This window comes from Klebsiella sp. Lac1 (genome assembly GCF_009825425.1).
Classification (GTDB): Bacteria; Pseudomonadota; Gammaproteobacteria; order Enterobacterales; family Enterobacteriaceae; genus Klebsiella; species Klebsiella electrica.
Genome location: NZ_VJZJ01000001.1, coordinates 1,162,531 through 1,183,935, shown reverse-complemented (window position 1 = coordinate 1,183,935; position 21,405 = coordinate 1,162,531). Strand labels below are relative to the sequence as shown.

Annotated in this window: 20 protein-coding genes; 7 read left to right on the top strand and 13 right to left on the bottom strand. The window is 52.1% G+C overall.

Going from position 1 to position 21,405, the window contains the following annotated elements:
- The first annotated feature begins 6 nt into the window (after positions 1–6).
- Together trpB and trpA are read left to right on the top strand one after the other, a co-directional pair.
- Positions 7–1,200 carry a tryptophan synthase subunit beta gene (gene trpB / locus FNY10_RS05640; protein WP_131050222.1) on the top strand — a complete coding sequence of 398 codons (1,194 nt, stop codon included), beginning with the start codon at positions 7–9 and terminating at the stop codon, positions 1,198–1,200.
- Positions 1,200–2,003, top strand: a complete 804-nt coding sequence (trpA, locus tag FNY10_RS05635; RefSeq protein ID WP_160703692.1) for a tryptophan synthase subunit alpha — start codon at positions 1,200–1,202, stop codon at positions 2,001–2,003. The genes trpB and trpA overlap by 1 nt, the downstream gene beginning before the upstream one ends.
- 43 nt (positions 2,004–2,046) lie before the next feature.
- Here trpA and FNY10_RS05630 read toward each other — a convergent pair whose 3' ends face one another.
- From FNY10_RS05630 to FNY10_RS05560, 10 genes are all read right to left on the bottom strand, one after another.
- On the bottom strand, positions 2,047–3,372 hold the full coding sequence (locus FNY10_RS05630; RefSeq protein WP_160703694.1) for an HlyD family type I secretion periplasmic adaptor subunit: 1,326 nt from the start codon (positions 3,370–3,372) through the stop codon (positions 2,047–2,049).
- Positions 3,369–5,474, bottom strand: a complete 2,106-nt coding sequence (locus FNY10_RS05625; protein WP_160703696.1) for a type I secretion system permease/ATPase — start codon at positions 5,472–5,474, stop codon at positions 3,369–3,371. The genes FNY10_RS05630 and FNY10_RS05625 overlap by 4 nt, the downstream gene beginning before the upstream one ends.
- Before the next feature lie 12 nt (positions 5,475–5,486).
- A complete protein-coding gene (locus FNY10_RS27215) occupies positions 5,487–9,428 on the bottom strand; it encodes a calcium-binding protein (RefSeq protein WP_304623824.1) in 3,942 nt (1,313 codons plus the stop codon).
- Between the two features lie 206 nt (positions 9,429–9,634).
- Positions 9,635–10,012: a hypothetical protein gene (locus tag FNY10_RS05590; RefSeq protein ID WP_141964828.1), complete on the bottom strand. Its 378-nt coding sequence runs from the start codon at positions 10,010–10,012 to the stop codon at positions 9,635–9,637.
- A 656-nt stretch (positions 10,013–10,668) separates the two neighbouring features.
- On the bottom strand, positions 10,669–11,298 hold the full coding sequence (locus FNY10_RS05585) for a hypothetical protein (protein WP_160703698.1): 630 nt from the start codon (positions 11,296–11,298) through the stop codon (positions 10,669–10,671).
- Complete coding sequence (locus FNY10_RS05580; RefSeq protein ID WP_160703700.1) at positions 11,295–11,663, bottom strand: hypothetical protein; 369 nt, start codon at positions 11,661–11,663, stop codon at positions 11,295–11,297. Before FNY10_RS05580 ends, FNY10_RS05585 begins: the two co-directional genes overlap by 4 nt.
- A gap of 677 nt (positions 11,664–12,340) precedes the next feature.
- Positions 12,341–12,616, bottom strand: coding sequence for a hypothetical protein (locus FNY10_RS05575; RefSeq protein WP_160703702.1), 276 nt, complete (start codon positions 12,614–12,616; stop codon positions 12,341–12,343).
- 120 nt (positions 12,617–12,736) lie between these two features.
- Positions 12,737–12,949 (bottom strand): hypothetical protein, encoded by a 213-nt coding sequence (locus FNY10_RS05570; RefSeq protein WP_131049657.1) that lies wholly within the window; start codon positions 12,947–12,949, stop codon positions 12,737–12,739.
- A gap of 450 nt (positions 12,950–13,399) precedes the next feature.
- Positions 13,400–13,873: a hypothetical protein gene (locus FNY10_RS05565; protein ID WP_160703704.1), complete on the bottom strand. Its 474-nt coding sequence runs from the start codon at positions 13,871–13,873 to the stop codon at positions 13,400–13,402.
- Positions 13,874–14,408: 535 nt separating this feature from the next.
- Positions 14,409–14,864 (bottom strand): MarR family winged helix-turn-helix transcriptional regulator, encoded by a 456-nt coding sequence (locus tag FNY10_RS05560; protein WP_100686100.1) that lies wholly within the window; start codon positions 14,862–14,864, stop codon positions 14,409–14,411.
- A gap of 75 nt (positions 14,865–14,939) precedes the next feature.
- On the opposite strand from FNY10_RS05560, the gene FNY10_RS05555 reads away from it, so the two are divergent.
- A complete protein-coding gene (locus tag FNY10_RS05555; RefSeq protein ID WP_160703706.1) occupies positions 14,940–15,887 on the top strand; it encodes a quinone oxidoreductase family protein in 948 nt (315 codons plus the stop codon).
- Positions 15,888–16,048: 161 nt separating this feature from the next.
- Here the strand turns inward: FNY10_RS05555 and FNY10_RS05550 are convergent, their stop codons facing one another.
- Positions 16,049–16,951: a LysR family transcriptional regulator gene (locus tag FNY10_RS05550; protein WP_100686098.1), complete on the bottom strand. Its 903-nt coding sequence runs from the start codon at positions 16,949–16,951 to the stop codon at positions 16,049–16,051.
- A 120-nt stretch (positions 16,952–17,071) separates the two neighbouring features.
- On the opposite strand from FNY10_RS05550, the gene FNY10_RS05545 reads away from it, so the two are divergent.
- A complete protein-coding gene (locus FNY10_RS05545; protein WP_160703708.1) occupies positions 17,072–17,773 on the top strand; it encodes an SDR family NAD(P)-dependent oxidoreductase in 702 nt (233 codons plus the stop codon).
- An 87-nt stretch (positions 17,774–17,860) separates the two neighbouring features.
- Here the strand turns inward: FNY10_RS05545 and rcnR are convergent, their stop codons facing one another.
- Positions 17,861–18,133, bottom strand: coding sequence for a Ni(II)/Co(II)-binding transcriptional repressor RcnR (gene rcnR, locus FNY10_RS05540; RefSeq protein WP_064793093.1), 273 nt, complete (start codon positions 18,131–18,133; stop codon positions 17,861–17,863).
- Positions 18,134–18,254: 121 nt separating this feature from the next.
- On the opposite strand from rcnR, the gene FNY10_RS05535 reads away from it, so the two are divergent.
- On the top strand, positions 18,255–19,370 hold the full coding sequence (locus FNY10_RS05535; protein ID WP_160703710.1) for a nickel/cobalt efflux protein RcnA: 1,116 nt from the start codon (positions 18,255–18,257) through the stop codon (positions 19,368–19,370).
- Between the two features lie 252 nt (positions 19,371–19,622).
- The gene (locus FNY10_RS05530) at positions 19,623–20,012 is read left to right on the top strand and encodes a GFA family protein (protein ID WP_160703712.1); all 390 of its coding nucleotides are present in this window, start codon (positions 19,623–19,625) and stop codon (positions 20,010–20,012) included.
- Positions 20,013–20,077: 65 nt separating this feature from the next.
- On the opposite strand, the gene ompW is transcribed toward FNY10_RS05530, so the two are convergent.
- A complete protein-coding gene (ompW, locus tag FNY10_RS05525; RefSeq protein WP_032695859.1) occupies positions 20,078–20,713 on the bottom strand; it encodes an outer membrane protein OmpW in 636 nt (211 codons plus the stop codon).
- A gap of 273 nt (positions 20,714–20,986) precedes the next feature.
- Between ompW and FNY10_RS05520 the strand changes: the two genes are divergently transcribed.
- Complete coding sequence (locus FNY10_RS05520; protein WP_100686093.1) at positions 20,987–21,400, top strand: YkgJ family cysteine cluster protein; 414 nt, start codon at positions 20,987–20,989, stop codon at positions 21,398–21,400.
- The last annotated feature ends 5 nt before the right edge of the window (positions 21,401–21,405 follow it).

Genomic DNA, 21,405 nt, shown 5'->3' with positions numbered 1-21,405 from the left:
GCAATAATGAGCACTTTACTTAATCCCTACTTTGGCGAATTTGGCGGTATGTATGTCCCGCAGATTCTGATGCCTGCCCTGCGCCAGTTGGAAGAAGCGTTCGTCAGCGCGCAGAAAGATCCTGCGTTTCAGGCGGAATTTACCGATCTGCTGAAAAACTACGCCGGTCGCCCGACGGCGCTGACCAAATGCCGTAACCTGACCGCGGGAACCCGCACCACGCTGTATCTGAAGCGCGAAGATCTGCTGCACGGCGGCGCGCACAAAACCAACCAGGTGCTGGGCCAGGCGCTGCTGGCTAAACGAATGGGTAAAACCGAAATTATCGCCGAAACCGGCGCCGGTCAGCACGGCGTGGCATCCGCACTCGCCAGCGCCCTGCTCGGCCTGAAGTGTCGCATCTATATGGGCGCAAAAGACGTTGAACGCCAGTCGCCGAACGTGTTCCGCATGCGTTTAATGGGCGCCGAAGTGATTCCGGTGCACAGCGGTTCCGCCACGCTGAAAGATGCCTGTAACGAAGCGCTGCGCGACTGGTCCGGTAGCTACGAGACCGCGCACTATATGCTCGGTACCGCAGCGGGCCCGCATCCGTTCCCGACCATCGTGCGTGAATTCCAGCGCATGATTGGCGAAGAGACCAAAGCGCAAATTCTCGAAAAAGAAGGTCGTCTGCCGGATGCGGTGATTGCCTGCGTCGGCGGCGGCTCTAATGCTATCGGCATGTTTGCTGACTTTATCGATGAAACCAACGTCGGTCTGATCGGCGTAGAGCCTGCGGGTCATGGGATTGAAACCGGTGAGCACGGCGCGCCGCTGAAACACGGTCGCGTCGGCATCTACTTCGGGATGAAGTCGCCGATGATGCAAACCGCAGACGGTCAGATTGAGGAATCCTACTCCATTTCCGCCGGTCTGGACTTCCCGTCCGTTGGCCCGCAGCACGCCTTCCTCAACAGTACCGGCCGCGCCGATTACGTGTCGATTACCGATAACGAAGCGCTGGAAGCCTTCAAAGCGCTCTCCCGCCATGAAGGGATTATTCCGGCGCTGGAGTCCTCTCACGCTCTGGCGCATGCGTTGAAAATGATGCGCGAAAACCCGGAGAAAGAGCAGTTGCTGGTGGTTAACCTGTCCGGCCGCGGCGATAAAGACATCTTCACCGTACACGATATTCTGAAAGCGCGAGGGGAAATCTGATGGAACGTTATGAGACGCTGTTTGCACAACTGAAAACCCGCCAGGAAGGCGCGTTTGTTCCCTTCGTCACCCTCGGCGATCCGAACCCTGAGCTGTCGCTGAAGATCATCGATACGCTGATTGAAGCTGGCGCCGACGCACTGGAGCTGGGGATTCCGTTCTCCGATCCGCTGGCGGATGGCCCGACGATTCAGGGCGCGACCCTGCGCGCCTTTGCCGCAGGCGTTAACCCGGCGCAATGTTTTGAAATGCTGGCGGCGATTCGCCACAAACACCCGACTATCCCGATTGGCCTGCTGATGTACGCCAACCTGGTATTCAGCCCGGGTATCGACGAATTCTATGCCCAGTGCGAACGCGTGGGCGTCGATTCGGTGCTGGTCGCCGATGTCCCGATTGAAGAGTCAGCCCCATTCCGTCAGGCGGCGCTGCGCCATAATATCGCGCCGATCTTCATCTGCCCGCCTAACGCCGATGATGACCTGCTGCGCCAGATTGCCTCCTGGGGCCGCGGCTATACCTACCTGCTGTCGCGCGCCGGCGTGACCGGAGCGGAAAACCGCGCCGCGCTGCCGTTGCACCACCTGGTGGAAAAGCTGGCCGAATATAACGCCGCGCCGCCGCTGCAGGGCTTTGGCATCTCCGCGCCGGAGCAGGTGAGCGCCGCGCTTGAAGCCGGGGCCGCCGGGGCGATTTCCGGTTCGGCGATCGTGAAGATCATCGAGCGCAACGTTAACGATCCGCAGACCATGCTGGCCGAGCTCAAAGCATTCGTGCAGAGCCTGAAGGCGGCGACGCGCTAATCGAACACGGCATACGGTAACGGCTTTAAGCGAAAAGCCGTTACTAGCGCTGTTTACCCACCCCATCCAGCGCTTCCATAACGGGACTCAGCAGATAACTCAGGATTGTTCTGCGTCCCGTTTTTATTTCACCGGTAACCTGCATCCCCGGTTCAAGAGGTTTTTCCTCTCCTTCCACCATCAACGTTCGCTGTTTCAGGGAAATCACCGCCCGATAAACCAACCCCAGCTCCCGATCTTCAACGGCATCAGCCGAGACCTGCCGGAGCTCTCCCGTCACCCACCCATAGCGGGTGAAGTCAAAGGTACTGATTTTCACCGCCGCTTTTTGTCCGGGCCGAAGAAAACCGACATCCTGGTTCCTGACCATGACTTCCGCCACCCGTTCACCGCTATCCGGGACTATCTTCAGCAGCTCCTGCGCGGGCTCCACGGCGCCGCCCGCATCCCTGAAGACCAAAGACTCCACCGTTCCGCTGACCGGCGCGCGCAACAGGTATTGCGCGCTCAGGGACTGGAGCTGGCTTAACTGGGTTTCCAGCACCCGGTTTTCATCGCTGCGCTCAGCGCTCTCTTTGGCAAGGGCGTTGGTTTTATCGGCCGTTCTGGCCAAGGCTTCCTGCTCTGTCTGATGGAGACTGTCGCGTACCTCCTGTAAACGAGTTTCTGCGGCCACCACCCGATGCCGGGACTCGGTATATTTTTTCCCACTCTCCAGCAGGCTGTCCCGACTGGTGAGCTTCTTTTGATACAGCGATTCCAGCGCCTGATATTGTTCTCTGAAAACCGGCAGCAGCTTTTCAGCCAGCGCTTTTTCTCCCTGCCCCTCGGCCAGCTGCGCCAGCAGTACCGCTCTTCTGCTGTCAAACACCGCTTTTTCACGACGGTCCGCCTCGATTTCCGCCGTTAGCCGCAACGCCGCCTGTTCCGCCAGCGCGACATCCTCTTGTTGGTACGCGGGAGAAAGCTGAGCGGTAACGATCCCCTGATGATAATAACGGTTAAGCAAGGTCAGACGCGCAATGTGAAACCGGTTAATACGCTGGCGCAGCCAGTTCTCTTTTATTTGCGCCTGCAAATGACCATCGTTAAATTTGATCAGCGGCTGGCCCTGAGCCACGTGCATCCCCTCCCGCACCATCACCGCCGCGACTTCAGCGGTGACCGCGGCATTCACCGGACGCGACAGTTCGCTCACCACAATTTTCCCCTGCGTCACGGCAACAATATCAACCTTACCCCAGGCCGCCCATAAGAACGCCGCGGACATCGTCAACATCACGCACCAGATGATGCCCCTGCCCGCAGGCGAAGGCGGCGTATCCTGAACCTCCAGCACCGCGGGGAGAAATTCCCGATAGCGCTTCATCCGACCATCCCCTGCTGTAGCGCATATAAACGTGCGTACAGACCGTTCTGCGTAAGGAGTGCAGCATGCGTTCCCTGCTCGCCGATCCCGCCCCTTTCCATCACGATAATACGGTCGGCCAGCCGCACGGCGGACAAGCGGTGAGCAATAATGAATACCGTCCTTCCCCGACAGATTTCCGCCATATTGTGGTGAATAATCCGTTCAGACTCGTAATCCAGCGCGCTGGTGGCTTCGTCGAGAATCAATACCTTCGGGTCAGTTATCAGGGCGCGGGCAAGGCCGATACGTTGTTTCTGCCCGCCGGAAAGTTGCCCGCCGTGTTCGCCAACCGGTGTGTCATAGCCCATCGGAAGTTCACTGATAAACTCATGGGCGCCGGCCAGCGCGGCAGCGGCCATGACCTGCTGCTGCGAGGCATCGGGTACGGCAAGGGCGATATTCTCCCGCAGGGTGCCGGAGAAAAGCAGAGTTTCTTGTAACACGACGCCAACCTGACGGCGCAACCATTGCGGATCGGTATGAGCGATATCCGTGCCATCAATAAATATCTGGCCTGCCGAGGGTAAATACAGCCTTTGCATCAGTCTCGCCAGCGTACTCTTACCCGATCCCGAGCGCCCTACGATGCCAATCACCTCGCCTGGCCGCACGGATAGCGTCACGCTGTTCAGCACCTGAGCGCCGCCGGGATGATAGGCAAAACTGATCCCGGCGAACCTTACCGCCCCCTTCATCCGGGCGAGAACGATGCCGCTCGCAGGCTGTTGCTCGGTAGGCATATTCAGAATATCCCCCAGCCGTTTGATGGAAACCGAGACCTGCTGTATGTCCTGCCATAGCTGTACGAGGCGCAGCACCGGCGCGGTAACCTGGCCGGCAAACATGTTAAAGGCAATCAGCGCGCCGACCGTCATGTCGCCCTGAATAACCTGCTGCGCGCCGTACCACAGGATAGCCACGCTGGTTGCCCGGCTAATAAAGCGGGAAATCTGCCCGGCAATATTCCCCAAATTCTGCGTTCTGAAGCTGCTGCTGACAAAAGCGGCGATTCGGGTATCCCAGCGACGGACCATATGATGCTCAACCGCCATCGCTTTCAGCGGTTCGATCGCCGTGATGCTCTCCACCAGAAAAGCCTGATTCTGCGCTCCCTGGCGAAACTGATCGTTGAGACGACGGCGCAGAGATGGCGTGATAAGCGCCGATAAAATGGCGTAAAAAACCAGTGAAATAATGACGATAAGAGTCAATGGAATACTGTAGAGCGCCATGACGACGAAGAAGAGCACCATAAAGAGCAGGTCGGTACAGAGCGTCAGAGCGCTGCCGGTGAGAAATTCCCGTACCGTTTTGAGTTCGTGAACCCGCGCTACGGTAACGCCTGCCTGTCGTTCTTTAAACCACGCCAGCGGCAGCGCCAGGAGATGACGAAAGAGCAATGAGCTCAAGGTGACATCAATTCTTTGCGCGGTATGCGCCAGCTGGTAAGTTCGTAGTCCATCCAGTACGACTTCAGCAACGGTAATACCGAGCATTCCCAGCGCCAGGACGTCCAGCGTCGTCAGACTCTGATGGGCCAAAACCTTATCGACCACGACCTGGAAAAAAAGGGGGGTGACTAATGCCAGCAATTGAATAAAAAATGAGGCCAGCAAGACTTCACCAACCAGCCTGCGATACTGCATAAATGCCTGCCAGAACCAGCGCAGATTGAACTCGCTGACCAGCTTTTCCACAGAGAAGCGTTGGCTAAATAAAAAACCGCCTACCCTGGCCCCTTCCACAGGCGAGTACACGGAGGGTTGCGGCCGATCGATCTCCTGAACCAGCCATTGCCCGTCCTTAACCGCCAACAGCACGCTATATCCCCGATCGGGTAAATGAACCAGCGCCGGCAGAGGTAAGCGCGAGGTAACGTGCAGGCGGGGATAGTAGCGACAACGAAAGCCACAATGGCGGGCCGCACGTACCAGTTGCAGGGTGATGTGATGTTCCGCATCGACAAAAAATTGCTCACGCAGGGCGCGGATATTCACCGCCGTACCGTGGTAGCGGGCGATCAGCCGCAGCCCCTGCCATAGATTATCATCCGATGACATAACGCAGCTCCACTAATAGCCAATGGCCGTTCGCCAGTTTTCCGCCGTCGTTTGCGCGGTAGCCAGCGGTATAGCCACCCCGGCATCGTCCGCATCATCAACGTCACCCGAGGCCAGAAACTGGCAGATCTCCTGCTTCAACAGCGCGATGTCTGCTGTGCTTTCCGCGGTATCCATGACCGGTAAAGGAATATTGTGTTCGATATAATTCAGCACATCCTCCGGCAGCCATAGCGTGCCATCGGCGAAGACGAGCTGCTCCACCTGATAGTAGTCCAGACTGAAGTACCCCTGGATAATCACGCTGTCCGCCCGGTCGCGGAAGCTGAGAACCAGACTGTCATAGCCCTGTACCCGCTGCCGGGAAAGCACCGTCTGCTCCGCCAGCAGCCCCTCCCCGAGCCGCAGCGTGTCCGTTCCGCCGCTCTCGATAATCGTGTCCTGCCCGTCTCCGGCGTTAAAGAGGTAAATATCGTTACCGCTGCCGCCTTTCAGGGTGTCTTTTCCCGTTCCGCCGTGGAGCAGGTCGTTGCCGAAGCTGCCGTCGAGGGTATCGTCCCCCGCCTCGCCGTACAGCGCATCGTTGCCATTGTCCCCGGTCAGCACGTCATTCCCGCCTCCGGCGTGGATCTCACTCCCCTCCCGGTAGGCCTGCAGGCTCTGCGCCGCCTCCGTTCCCGTCAGCAGCATCGCCTTCACTGCGGGCACGTCCCATACCGTGCCATCGGCAAAGACAATCTGCTCAACCTGATAGTAGTCCAGACTGAAGTACCCCTGGATAATCACGCTGTCCGCCCGGTCGCGGAAGCTGAGCACCAGGCTGTCATGGCCCTGCACCCGCTGCCGGGAGAGTACTGCCTGCTCCGCCAGCAGCCCTTCTCCCAGCCGCAGCGTGTCCGTCCCGCCGCTCTCGATAATCGTGTCCTGTCCGTCTCCGGCGTTAAAGAGGTAAATATCGTTACCGCTGCCGCCTTTCAGGGTGTCTTTTCCCGTTCCGCCGTGGAGCAGGTCGTTGCCGAAGCCGCCGTCGAGGGTATCGTCCCCCGCCTCACCGTACAGCGCATCGTTGCCATTGTCCCCGGTCAGCACGTCATTCCCGCCTCCGGCGCGGATCTCACTCCCCTCCCGGTAGGCCTGCAGGCTCTGCGCCGCCTCCGTTCCCGCCAGCAGCATCGCCTTCACTGCGGGCACGTCCCATACCGTGCCGTCGGCAAAGACAATCTGCTCAACCTGATAGTAGTCCAGACTGAAGTACCCCTGGATAATCACGCTGTCCGCCCGGTCGCGGAAACTGAGCACCAGGCTGTCATAGCCCTGTACCCGCTGCCGGGAGAGCACTGTCTGCTCCGCCAGCAGTCCCTCCCCGAGCCGCAGCGTGTCCGTTCCGCCGCTCTCGATAATCGTGTCCTGCCCGTCTCCGGCGTTAAAGAGGTAAATATCGTTACCGCTGCCGCCTTTCAGGGTGTCTTTTCCCGTTCCGCCGTGGAGCAGGTCGTTGCCGAAGCCGCCGTCGAGGGTATCGTCCCCCGCCTCGCCGTACAGCGCATCGTTGCCATTGTCCCCGGTCAGCACGTCATTCCCGCCTCCGGCGTGGATCTCACTCCCCTCCCGGTAGGCCTGCAGGCTCTGCGCCGCCTCCGTTCCCGCCAGCAGCATCGCCTTCACTGCGGGCACGTCCCATACCGTGCCGTCGGCAAAGACAATCTGCTCAACCTGATAGTAGTCCAGACTGAAGTACCCCTGGATAATCACGCTGTCCGCCCGGTCGCGGAAGCTGAGCACCAGGCTGTCATAGCCCTGTACCCGCTGCCGGGAGAGCACCGTCTGCTCCGCCAGCAGTCCCTCCCCAAGCCGCAGCGTGTCCGTTCCGCCGCTCTCGATAATCGTGTCCTGCCCGTCTCCGGCGTTAAAGAGGTAAATATCGTTACCGCTGCCGCCTTTCAGGGTGTCTTTTCCCGTTCCGCCGTGGAGCAGGTCGTTGCCGAAGCCGCCGTCGAGGGTATCGTCCCCCGCCTCGCCGTACAGCGCATCGTTGCCATTGTCCCCGGTCAGCACGTCATTCCCGCCTCCGGCGTGGATCTCACTCCCCTCCCGAAAGGCCTGCAGGCTCTGCGCCGCCTCCGTTCCCGCCAGCAGCATCGCCTTCACTGCGGGCACGTCCCATACCGTGCCGTCGGCAAAGACAATCTGCTCCACCTGATAGTAGTCCAGACTGAAGTACCCCTGGATAATCACGCTGTCCGCCCGGTCGCAGAAGCCGAGTACCAGGCTGTCATACCCCTGCACGGACTGGCGGCTGACCACCGCCTGCTCCGCCAGCAGCCCCTCTCCCAGCCGCAGCGTGTCCGTTCCGCTGCCCTCAAAAATCGTGTCCTGCCCATCTCCGGCGTTAAAGAGGTAGGTGTCATCCCCGTATCCGCCCTTCAGCAGGTCATTTCCTTTTCCTCCCCACAGCACATCGTTCGTGTTTTTTCCCGTCACGACATCCACATCGTCACTGCCGGTAAATGTCAACGCCTCAGGAATACCTAATCTCACCCGGACGTCCGCAAAGGATGGCAGGTATTCCATATATGCATACAAGACATTACTCACCCGCAAATAACGCTCCATATCCGTATGCATCAAAGTATTCAGATGTACCTCAAATGCTTCAAAGTTCAGCGTCAAACCGCTGAGATCGGAGTCAAGTTGCAGATGAATGAAATCAAAATCGCTGGCATACAGTGTTGAGGTCAGCAGGCAGGCTTCGGTATAGGCAGCAAAACGGCGGTATTCATCCTGTAATAAGGCCGCGGCGTTGCTCAGAGGGTTAACCGTACCGTTAACCGTGTTCTGGTATCCCCTGCCAGCAGCGGTTTCGATAACCGCAAGCTTGCGGGCATCGATATAGCTCCCGCGACTGTTTTCAGCGATATCCGCTACGCCAGCCCAGGTAAAAAGGAGCTTTTCGATAAGGCCAGACGCTTTAGCCGCCGAGGGATCGGCCACAAACTGCTGAACCAGCGCGATAAGTTGCGGATTAAGACTCATCGCCGTATGCAGGTCGGCCATATTCCCAAACCCGCGAATATACGGCAGAGCCTGAATTTCAGCGGACAGGGTCACATCACCTGTGTAACGTGAGTATCCTTTGTTCGCCGCAAACCAGACGTCCGTCGATTGGCCGACAGATCCATCTATATGCGTAATGCTGCCAGTTTGCCGGTGGGCATTTCCTTGTACGTCAACATATTGTGACGTGCTGTATCCGGTGCCAATGGCAGCCACACCGGCTTCTTCAAGAGAAAGTAACTCTCCTTCGTCAACCCGACCATTACTGTTACCATCCTGCCAGATACGTAACGATGCCCAGATAGCGTCATTGCTGTTCAACTGCCCGTCTTTATTTTCATCCAGTTCCTGCAAGGCCTGATAGCCATTGGCCGCCAGTTTGCCATTTTTCAGTAGCGTATTATTGCCAAAGAGTTCACTGCCGCTATCAATCTGCCCGTTACCATCACGATCAAATATCAGTAACCCGTCGTCCGGGGCCACCCAGCCGGTATTTTCCGCAAACTGGTTACCATCGTGATCGAAGAAAACACCGCTACTGACGGATAAGGTTTCGATGCCATCGCCGTCGAGGTCAATAATAATGGGGCTGGCCTGGTTTTCCGCGTTTGACATACTCGGTCCTGAACTACCGAATAACTGTTCCATAAGAAAGTCATGTGGAGGCAATAACCAACCACCGGTATCCGGATCGGCAATACCGTATTTTTGAATCGCATCCCATAAAGATTTAGCCATTTTCTGACCACCCTCAGAAGTCAGAAAAGAGGCCACACCCAGCGCGGTTGCCACACCTGCAAGCAGCGGGTTACCGGTATACCCGGCCACTAACAACGTAATATCCGAAGTGGCACCTAACCAGTCGCTCAGAGTCGCTTCGCCTGCTTTATGTTTAGCCATCAGATCTGCAAGGGAAGCTGCTGCACCAAGTTTTCCACTTATTACCCGGATGAATTGTTTATTTTCATGGAAGAATTGTTTACTACCTTTAATATCAATCCCCCCTACAATATTAGTTAAAATAAACTGAGTTAAATTTGTTAGCTTATCCCATTCATCTGTAAAGTCAACTTTATTTAACTCTATATCTTCAGACTCAGAACCCATTATTTAGCACCCCACGAAATAATTATTTTAAACACCAAAATCATACTATACAGAACCGTGCCAGCACCTATAAATACATTCCCCCAATATTCCACATTATCCCAGAAAGAATCAGGCGACTCTTTTTTTCTCTCTTTTTTCCACAAACGCCCCTGAATTAATATCAATTTAGTAAAAAAGCAGACCAGAAAAAAACCAGATACGAAACAAAAAACAACAATCAACTCAGATAATAATGTATTAAGATAATGATCATATATAATATGACCAACACTTTCCAGAACCAGGAAAGTGAAAGCACACACAAGAATTTTATTTCTTATTTCTTTCTGAATCCGCTCTTTTGCAGAAAGTTTTTTATCTGTTATATATACCATTCGAACTTCTCCTGTATCTTACACTCACTATCCTGCAAGTCGGATACTGTATTAACTACACTATCTACTCTCTGCTAATGACTGAGGCATTAAATTACAACCTATTTACCCGGTATCAATATTTCATGAAAGATTTTTCCGAAAGAAACATGACAAATGCGAGCCATTTTTCTATTTTTCACCGGATTCTGCCTCTGCCCCAGACTGTTCCGCACGGATAAAGGGCAAAATTGCCAGACAAAACAATCCGGCCAGCACAGCAACAATACGCCAACAGCGTTTTGTGAAAAATATGTTTTGGGACGAATCAAACTGCCTTTGTCTGGAGGTGAAAAAGAGCTGACTTTGCATATAAAATTCTTATATTTGTTTAAATTAATTTAATATATTTTATTTACTCCTGTTCTTCAGTGAGATCAAATGAAATCAGAAAATAATTTTATTATTATAAAATTCAATGCATTAACCTGTTTCTCCATCAAATAAAATAAGCATATTCATTCATTACATTTATCAAATACAGGATAACATTCGCCAAATAAACCAATGAAAGGAAATCATTCCTTTCCCTTATCGCAAATAATATAAAAATTTAATGATTTTATCTTTCTCATTCTCCATCGTGATAAATCAACACGTACAATTCCATTCTGAAATTAATAAGTCCCATTACCGCTATAGCTCAAGCTGACAAAATGCTTTGCCGCAAACCCTGCTGACTTTCCCGCAACCGGGTTACCATCATGATCGAAGAAAACACCGCTGCTGACGGATAAGGTTTCGATGCCATCGCCGTCGAGGTCAATAATAATGGGGCTGGCATTGTTTTCCGCGTTTGACATATCGGGCCCTTCCGATGAAAGAAACGAATCCAACATACCAGGAGGAAGAATAAACTGGCCTGTTTCCACATCAAAAAGCCCATATTTATTCACACTATCAAGCCAGATTCCTGCCATAATTTTCGCCGTGTCTGAAGTCAGGAATGATGCAATTCCCAGGGCTGTCGCAACTCCAGCAACAAAAGGATTAGCTGTATATCCTGCAACAATTGTGGCTAAATCGGCCCCTACACCTAACCAGTCACTAACCGTATCGGTTCCATTTTTATATTTATCCATTAAGTTAGCAGTGGAAAAAACAGCACCAAACTTTCCACTAATAACCTTGGAAAACTGCTCATCGGCCGGAAATTTATACTTAAATTGCAATTCAAGAACAGACTGAACAAGATCGGCAATGGTTCCGACCACATCCATTGAGGCAACACCTTCACTATCTTTCATATACTATCACCACTAATAATCCTAAATATGCAAATGAGATCATATAGCACCACCGCTAAAGCGACTGCACCATGCCTCAATAAATCAACAGTGGAGCAAAAATACTTTTCAGGGACATCAATCCTGCCATAAACAAGTGTTAATGCCTTAGGAAAGAGCAACGTTTTATATATTAAAACAAAACAAAATATAACTGCAGAAAATAGAAAAACAGAAAAATAAACCGTCCATTGATGATTATCTATTGACCTTTTATATAAGACATACCCCAAAACTTCAAAGACAAGAGAGCACAAAAGTAATAAACTCATCTTTGAAGAATTACTTTTTAATAAATCTTTCGTCTCAACCCCATCATATCTCATTAAATCACCCCTTTAAATACCCCGTTAAATAACAACCCCAATGAGTACTCTATTAAATCGCTCATTCGCCATCTTTAAATAAAAACCATATTCAAATCATTTATTATATTAATATATAGAGAATCACTCATGACAGTTGCCTCAATGACTTGTTACCAGTGTCCCCCTCTGCTGTGGATTGCCCCGTTTCTGCAATGGTTTGCTCCGCATGGGTATATGGCGACACTGCCAGACAAATCAGTCCAGTCAGCACAGCAACAATACGCCAGCATCGTTTTGTGGGAAATATTTTTTGGCAAGAATCAAACGGCCTTTGCCTGGAAGTGAAACAGGGCTGACCTTGCATATAAAATCCTTATGTTTGCTTATATTCATTTACTGGATTTTATTTACTCCTGTTCTTCAATGAGATCAAACGAAATCAGAAGATAATTTTATTATTATGAAATTCAATGTATTAACTTGTTACTTCCTAAAAGAAAGCAAGTATATTCATTCATTGCATTTATCAAATGCAGAATAACATTCACCAAATAAAACAATGAAAGAAAATCATTCCTTTATCTTATCGCAAAAAATATAAAAACCTCATGCCTTTATCTTTCTCATTCTCCATCTTGATAAATCAATACATTCAGTTCCACTCTGAATTTAATAATTCTCATTACCACTATAGTTCAATCTGAAAAATGCTTTACCGTAAACACTGCTGGCTTCCCCACAAACGGGTTATCAGCATGTTCGAAGAAAACACCGCTGCTGACGGATAAGGTTTCGATGCCATCGCCGTAGAGGTCAATAATAATGGGGCTGGCATTGTTTTCCACGTTTGACATATCGGGCCCTTCCGATGAAAGAAACGAATCCAACATACCAGGAGGAAGAATAAACCGGCCTGTTTCCGCATCAAAAAGCCCATATTTATTCACACTATCAAGCCAGATTCCTGCCATAATTTTCGCCGTATCTGATGTCAGAAATGATGCAATTCCCAGGGTTGTTGCAACTCCAGCAACAAAAGGATTAGCCGTATATCCTACAACAATTGTGGCTAAATCGGCCCCTACACCTAATCAGTCACTAACCGTATCGGTTCCATTTTTATATTTATCCATCAAGTTGATAAAAGAGGCGGTCGCGCCAAATTTCCCACTCACAACGCGGATAAATTGTGCTTTGTCAGGGACGCGGTCAGCACGAATTATCTCAAAATAGTTTTGAACATTATCAACCAACACAAATGACAACTCATACTTTTCGGATACGCGTTCCTCGTCATGACTCATAAATACCCTCCTCTGATAACATTAAAAATAAATGACAAGTCATATGTAATAACAAGAAAAGAGGTCACATACCATCGTATTAACTGTAAAAACACAAGCCATGGCGGCTCTCTTTTTTCAGTACTCTTTCTTGATATAGTTAAGAAAGATGTAACAAACCAGCAAGATAAAATCAAACAAAAAATAGTCATAGAAAAAATAACAACAGAAAACCACCCAGCCAGATTACTGGTATTTATATTTTTATAAAACAAATACCCTATTCCTTGCAATGGTAAAAAGATCAATATAAAAAAATCAGCTCTCGCGAAAATTTTATTCTCCCTTGCATCTGGATTATCTATCATTATTGCCTCTTATATGTTAATTCAATATCATATGTCTGGAACAATTATGTGCCGTCCTTTATCTAGCCAAAAACTGGCATAGTACCGATCAGTTCCAGCACGATCAATGAGATAAATAGCCCCCATTTTCTGTTGGAATTTTTATTTTTCGAACAAATTTATCATTCGCAATTCTATAAACATTAATTTCACCTTCAACTTCATTTTTTAACAAAGTTAAAACCTCACGTTCTCTTTCCATGAACTTATTTATTTCAGGCTGATAGTCCTTACTGCTTTCATTGGTTGAAAACCCTATATCAAAAAGAATACTGATACTGTATTTCCCTGGAATTTCCACGTCCACACAGAACTGCTTAGGAGACAGTTTTCTTAATGACTTGTTAGCAGTGCCCCCCTTTGCTGTGGATTGCTCCACTGCAGCACTAGATTGATCCGCGCGGGTATATGGCGTTATGACCCGGAGAAACAATCCTGCCAACACAGCCACAATACGCCAGCATCGTTTTATGGAAAATATTTTCTGGCAAGAATCAAACGGCCTTCGCCTGGAAGTGAAACAGGGCTGACCTTGCATATAAAATCCTTATGTTTGCTAATATTCATTTACTGGATTTTATTTACTCCTGTTCTTCAATGAGATCAAACGAAATCAGAAGATAATTTTATTATTATAAAATTCAATATATTAACCTGTTCCTTCATAACAGAAAGCAAGTATATTCATTCATAGCATTTATTAAATAAAAAATGACATTCACCAAAGAAACCAATAAAAGAAAACCACGCTTTTATTTCAGCGTGAATAATTAAAAAACTTTATACCTTTATCTTTTTCATTCGCCACCTTGATAAATTAAGACCTCGGTTTCTCGATTTCATCACTGACCTTGCCTTTATCCTCTAATCCGACAACATGCTCAGCCGCAAGCCCCGCTGTTTTTTCACCAACGGATTATTATTGCGGCTGAAGAACACGCCGCAACAAGCCTGGGAGGGCTGCAATGCCAACAATCAAAAAACCGCAGTTCGGTTACAGACATTTATCCAGATGTTGCAAGTGGCCATCTGACGGCAGAATCTTCTCTGCCGTCAATATCGACACCAGAGGACTACTTCCTCTGCAAGCTGTCAGCGTATTTGCGCGTCAGACGGAACAGCGCCGCTACCTCTTCCTCAGCCCACCCTGCCAGTACCTGATTGATAAGTCGTGTCCTCGCCACCGCGATGCGTTCAATCAGTGTTTTTCCCCGCTCGCTCAAGGTGACTTCGCTAATCCGCCGATCGTGGGCATTAGGCTGTTTTAGCGCCAGTCCCTGCGCCTCCAGTTTTTTTACCTGCCGACTGACGGTGGTGTAATCGCGCCCCAGGCTATCCGCCAGCTCCACGACTCCCACCGGCCCGCAACGTCCGATGGCCACCAGCAGCGGAAACAGAATTTGATCGATTTGGACATCTGCGGCCTGAAGCAGCTGCTCATCACGCACGGGCTGATTCATCACGCTAATGATATCGAGCAGCGCGCCGTGGAAATCGGTAATGTCGTAATTATTATGTGCATCTTGCATGTATTTTTTAACCGGGTATAGTGCCGTTATCTATTATGTGCATTTTACACATAATTGCCTTCAGGAGATAACATTATGAAAGCAGCCGTGGTTTTTGATCTGCAACAGGGTCCGGTATGGGCCGATTTTACCGATCCGCAGGCCGACGCCCGTCACGCCCTGGTGAAGGTGAATGCCGCCGCCATCAGCCATGTGGTGAAAGGTCGCGCTTCCGGTAAGCATTACAGTTTCGACGGCCGACTGCCGTTTGTGGTCGGCATTGATGGCGTTGGAACGCTGGCCGGAGGACAGCGCGTTTATTTCGCTTTCCCGATGGCGCCGTGGGGCAGCATGGCGCAGTGGGCACCGGTCGCCGTCGAAAACTGCCTGCCTTTACCAGATGGCCTGGACGATATTACCGCCGCGGCGATGGCTAATCCCGGAATGTCCGCGTGGGCCGCGCTCGTGAAACGTGCCGGACTGGCTGCCGGAGAGAGCGTGCTGATCAACGGCGCAACCGGCAGCGCCGGTCAGCTAGCGGTACAGATTGCCCGTTTCCTCGGCGCAAGGAAGATCGTTGCCACCGGTCGAAATATGCAGATACTGGCCGCCCTCGGCGCCGACGTCTGTATCGACTTAACGGCCGATGACCCGACGCTACAGGCACAATTCAGCGAACAGGCGGCACAGCAGGTTGATGTAGTGGTGGATTATTTATGGGGCCGCAGCGCGGAACTGCTGCTGCCCGCGCTGGCGCAACACAGTCCAGGCAACGCGCCAGTGCGCTACGTACAGGTGGGTTCGCTTTCCGGCGCTGAAATTGCGCTCAACGGCGCGGTACTGAGAGCGGCCCCGCTACAGCTGATGGGCAGCGGTATCGGTAGCCTGTCGATGCCGCAACTTCTGGCGGCTACCGGCGAAATGCTGCAGGCCGCCGTTGCAGGCGATTTTACCATCGCCACCACCCCGCTCGCGCTCAGCGAAGTGGCGCGCGCATGGCCGCGTGATAACAGCCAGAAACGGACCGTATTTCTGCTCAGCTAAAAAAGTCGCTTCCGCACAAAAGTTGGGGTTGATATCTTAGATGATAATCGTTATCTTTCTCATTACCGAATAGTTGAGCAAAACACTCAGGTATTTGGTACGACATTGCTCACATTGCTTCCAGTATTTTTCGCCCGCACTTGTGCGGGCTTTTTTTGCCATCATATCCCCTGCCGACAAACGCTCAACACCTGCTGGCGCAGCCAGTAATGACCGGGATCAAGCTCCTGACGCGGATGCCACATCTGCGAGACGGTAATCTCCGGTGTACTGACCGGCAGTTCGAACATGACGATGCCGTCATTCATGCCATGACGCAGACAGGAAGCCGGGACCAGCGCCATCAGTTGCGAGCCGCGGGCAACCGCCAGCGCCGCGGTAAAACCCGGCACCACCGCCGCAATTTTGCGGCTCAGGCCAAATTCCGCCAGCGCGTCATCAACGGGCCCGCGTACCATCCCGTGGCGGGAAACAATCACATGCTCGCAGGCGGCATAGCGCTCGCGAGTGATTTTTCCGCCCTGCGCCAGCGGATGTGTTTTAGCCAGAACGCCAACAAAACGATCGCGAAACAGCGCCTGCAGACGAATTTCCGGCCCCATATTTTTCAGGACCCCGATCTCCAGATCCACGCTCCCGTCGCGCAGAAACTGCGGTCCTTTTTCACTTTTGGCGACAAAATTAAGCTTCACCCCTGGCGCCTGCGCCGCACAGGCGCAAATTAATGCCGGGCCAAAAGTTTCCACAAATCCCTCGTTGGTACGCAGAGTAAAGGTTTGCTCCAGCGTCGGAAGATGGAGCGGTGCCGCGGAATTGTTGAGCACCGAACGCATCTCAGACACCACGTTTTGCGTTCGCGCTTTTAAGTTTTGCGCATGCGGCGTTAAGACCATTTTGCGCCCGGCTCTCACCAGTAACGGATCGCCGGTGACCTCACGCAAACGGCTCAGAGTGCGGCTCATCGCCGAGGCACTGAGTCCTGAGCGCCGCGCTGCCCCCGCCACGCTCTCTTCCGCCAGTAAAATATCCAGCGCCACGAGCAAATTAAAATCGGGATCGGTCATGTGCGTCCTGTGTTTAGTCATGGCGTCTGCTGCATCTTATTACTGCAAATGCTGCGCCTTCCGCCTGATATGTCTTATGACTATAGTCATAAACTCACGTTTTACTCAGGGAGTTTTATTATGACCACGAACGTTCGCCCTACCGTACTGATTGTCGGCGCTTCACGCGGCCTCGGCCACGCGATGGCCGCTGAATTTCTGCGCCATGACTGGAATGTGATCGGCACCGTACGCGATATGCAACACACCACTCCGCTGCATCAACTCGCGCTGGAAAACCCCGAACGGGTACGTCTGGAAACGCTGGATGTGTGTGACGATGACCAGCTGGCCGCGCTGGATACAAAGCTCGCCGCTGACCGTCTGGATATGCTGTTTGTTAATGCGGGGACCACCAATCGCGATCCGACGCAGACCATCGGCGAGGTCTCCACCGAGGAGTTTATTGAGGTGATGCTGACGAACGCCCTTGCGCCAATGCGGGTACTTGAGCGCCTTCAGCACCATGTGGTGCCGCAGGGACTGCTGGGGGCGATGTCCTCAGGCCAGGGCAGCCTGACCAATAACCTCCGCGGTCAGCGCGAGCTCTATCGCGGCAGCAAAGCGGCACTCAATATGTTTATGCGCAGTTTCGCCGCCCGTTCGCCATCACGTCCGCTGGTAGTGATGGCGCCGGGGTGGATTCGTACCGCGTTGGGCGGCGATGAGGCGCCGTTGAGTATCGAAGAGACGATTCCTCATCTGGTTGCCGTGCTGCTGGCAAAACAGCAGAGGCCTGGTCTGGAGTACCTGGATTATCAGGGAAAAACCGTGCCGTGGTGATCCGTGCGAAGGCCTATCGACCGTCCCGGCGCCCCCTGACTCTCGTAGCAGAGTATGGCACCTGTTTTATGATTCTCGACGGAGTGCTTACTTGATATAGGAGTCGAGGACCTTGAGCACGACGTCCAGATCTTCTTCCCGCTTCGCCTCGTCCCCTTCATGAACGATATGTTCGACCAGATGGCCTTTAATGACTTCACGCATTAATCCATTGACCGCCCCGCGTATCGCGGCGATCTGCTGAAGTACGGCGGCACATTCATGCGGTTCATCGAGCATTTTTTTCAGCGCAATGACCTGGCCCTGAATCTTGTTGGTGCGGGCTTTAAGCTTTTTTTGATCGCGGATGGTATGCGACATGCTGCAATCTCCCATGGAAAAATCCTGGCTGATTATACTATTACAATTCTACTGGGGGGTAGTATTATGTACTAGGGGGGAGTAGAATCCCGCCCATCTTCCATAACCCAGAGCACAACTCATGACCGACTTTACAACGCTACTTCAGCAAGGAAACGCCTGGTTCTTCATTCCAGGCGCGGTGCTTCTCGGCGCACTTCATGGGCTGGAGCCAGGACATTCAAAAACGATGATGGCGGCCTTCATCATTGCGATAAAAGGCACGGCCAGGCAGGCGGCCATGCTTGGACTGGCTGCCACCCTTTCACACACCGCCATCGTCTGGCTGATTGCTTTTGGCGGCATGTATATCAGTAACCGCTTTACCGCCGAATCGGCTGAGCCGTGGCTGCAGCTGGTTTCTGCCATCATTATTCTGGGTACCGCCGTCTGGATGTTCTGCCGAACCTGGAAGGGAGAAAAAAACTGGCTGACCAGCCAGCAGGAAAGCGAGCGGCACCATCATGATGAATCAAGACTGATCGATACCGGTCATGGCAAAGTGGAACTGTCCATTTTTGAAGAGGGTCAGCCGCCGCACTGGCGCATACGTACGCTCAGCGGCAGAGAATGGGATGCCGGGACTGTTTCGTTAGTCACGCAGCGAGAAACGCCCGCGGGTACGCAGTCATTTGATTTTATCGATTGCGGTAGCTATCTGCAGTCAACATCCCCCATTCCGGAACCGCACGATTTTCGCGTGCGCCTGTCGCTGGGGCATCGCGGCCATGTCCATGATTACGATTTGGAATTTTGCGAGCATGAACATGCGCACGATCATACGGAACTTGAAGGGCTGGATGTCGATTCCACAGCGTACCGGGATGCGCATGAGTTGGCCCACGCGCACGACATAGAAAAACGGTTCACCAATAAAGAGGTCACCAACGGGCAGATTTTACTCTTTGGCCTGACCGGCGGGTTAATCCCCTGTCCTGCGGCCATTACGGTGATGTTGATTTGTATCCAGATCAAAGCTCTGGCGCTGGGCGCAACGCTGGTCGTGAGTTTTAGTATTGGACTTGCCCTGACGCTGGTGACGGTGGGCGTGGGTGCCGCAATCGGCGTCCGTCAGGTCGCCAGACGCTGGGAAGGTTTTCATACCCTTGCCCGCAGAGCCCCCTATTTTTCAAGCCTGCTGATTGCCGCAATGGGTCTCTATCTGGCTATCCACAGCGGGATCGTCCTGCTGAGATAATTCTGCGCATCCCGTTCCTCTTCTTCGCGCTGAGTATGAAGAAGAGGAACAGGCGCTGTTCATCGGGGAAAACCACACGGCACCGTGTCGCTGAGCACAGGGATAGAGAGGATCTCCGTATTTCAACCGGCGAGAAAAACTTCAGAATAACCCCATCAATACACGCTAATTATATAGGGACTTCCCTGTCGCAGGAACTGTTCAAATTTTCTGCTATATTTTCCGCATACCAACTGCGGAAGGGAATTATTTATGACGACTGCATTATCTGGCGGTTGTTTGTGCCAGTTTATACGCTTCAGGGCTATTAACCCTGGAAGTCCTCACTCCTGCTCCTGCGACCTTTGCCAGAAACATACCGGAAGCCAGACTGTTGTCTGGCTGGAGTTCTCTTCAGCGGATGTGCAGTGGACTGGCGCAGGCGGTAAACCTTCTTTGTATCGTTCTTCTGAAACATCAAGCCGGGCTTTTTGCCCACGATGCGGCAGTTCTCTCGGTGCTATTGATGACGATTCGGGAATAGGGTTATTGTCAGGCGTTTTTGACCCGTGTCAGAGTGACATTTTTGCCCCGGAGTCTCATTCTTTCGAAGATATGAAACCTGAATGGTGGCGGAAAATTTTTCCTGATATGCCGTCTTAACATTAAAAACAGACAAAAAAACTGGCCATATCATGACCAGTTTTGCAGGGGGTTTGCAGAAGAACTCAGAACCGGTAACCGGCAGAGAACATAAACACCCACGGATCGATGCGGGTACTGACTTTCTGGTCCACGCCGCCGGCTTTAAATTTCACGTCGGTGTCGATATCCATGTACCACACCGACATGTTCAGCAACCAGTCGCGGTTAATCAGATAATCCAGCCCTACCTGCCCTGCCGCTCCCCAGGAGTCTTTAAGACTCAGATCGCTCAATCCGGCATTTTTACCGGTGTCATTAAAGTCGGCATTAAAGAAGGTGGTGTAGTTAATACCTGCACCGATATACGGACGTACTTTGCTCTGAGCGTCACCGAAATACCATTGCGCCATCAGCGTTGGCGGCAGCTGATTCACGGTGGCGATGGTCCCGGTCGGGCCGGTGCCAACCTTATGACGGAATGGCGTGGCCGCCAGCAGCTCAACGCCGATGTTGTCCGTCGCCATATAGGTGAAGGTCAACCCCAGTTGCGTGTTGTTACTGACGTTAAAACCACCCAGACTGCCCAACACGTTATCAGACCCTTCCGTCGGCCGAACGGTGGCAGAACCCGCACGAATAAAAAACTCCCCGGCTTCATGCGCCCAGACGCTGCCGGAAAGGGTACTCAAAATAATGCCAACCGCTGCTAACTTTTTCATATCCACTTTCCCGTTATGGTTATTTAGCGCCGGTCAATATACCTATAACGAGTTACTTTTGATCCGTTCTGGATCACATAAAGTCGTGAGATTTAACATTTATTGATCCAGATTAATTTTTACTTTCATGGCGATACCAAAAAACACAACTTCGCGTCAATTTTGACTTTTCGAACAGCAAAAAAATTTTCCGCCACCTCTTGCCGCCCTCAATGCGTCTGGATAATTTATCTGCCGACAATCTGTGTTGATGCGTTTTTATCAGGTGTAATCATGAGTGAAATCAACCCGTGCATGACGTGCGGTGCCTGTTGTGCGTATTTTCGAGTCTCTTTCTACTGGGCGGAAGCCGACGATGCTGGCGGCATTGTGCCGACGCAGCTTACCGAGCCGCTGACCCCTTTTCTGCGCTGCATGAGCGGCACCAACCAACGACAAATCCGCTGCGCCGCCCTCACGGGTGAAATCGGCGAATCGGTGCACTGCGCTATCTATCAGCATCGCCCCTCTCCCTGCCGCGAATTCGCTCAGTCCGGCGAAGGCGGCGAGCTAAACGACGCCTGCAACCGGGCCCGCGCCCGCTACGGCCTGCCGCCGCTCATCCCTCTTTACAAAGATATACTTAGCCTGACAACGGCAGAGGCTGCTACCCAGGAGGGATTTGCGGTACAATCGCCGGCTAGTTAACACCT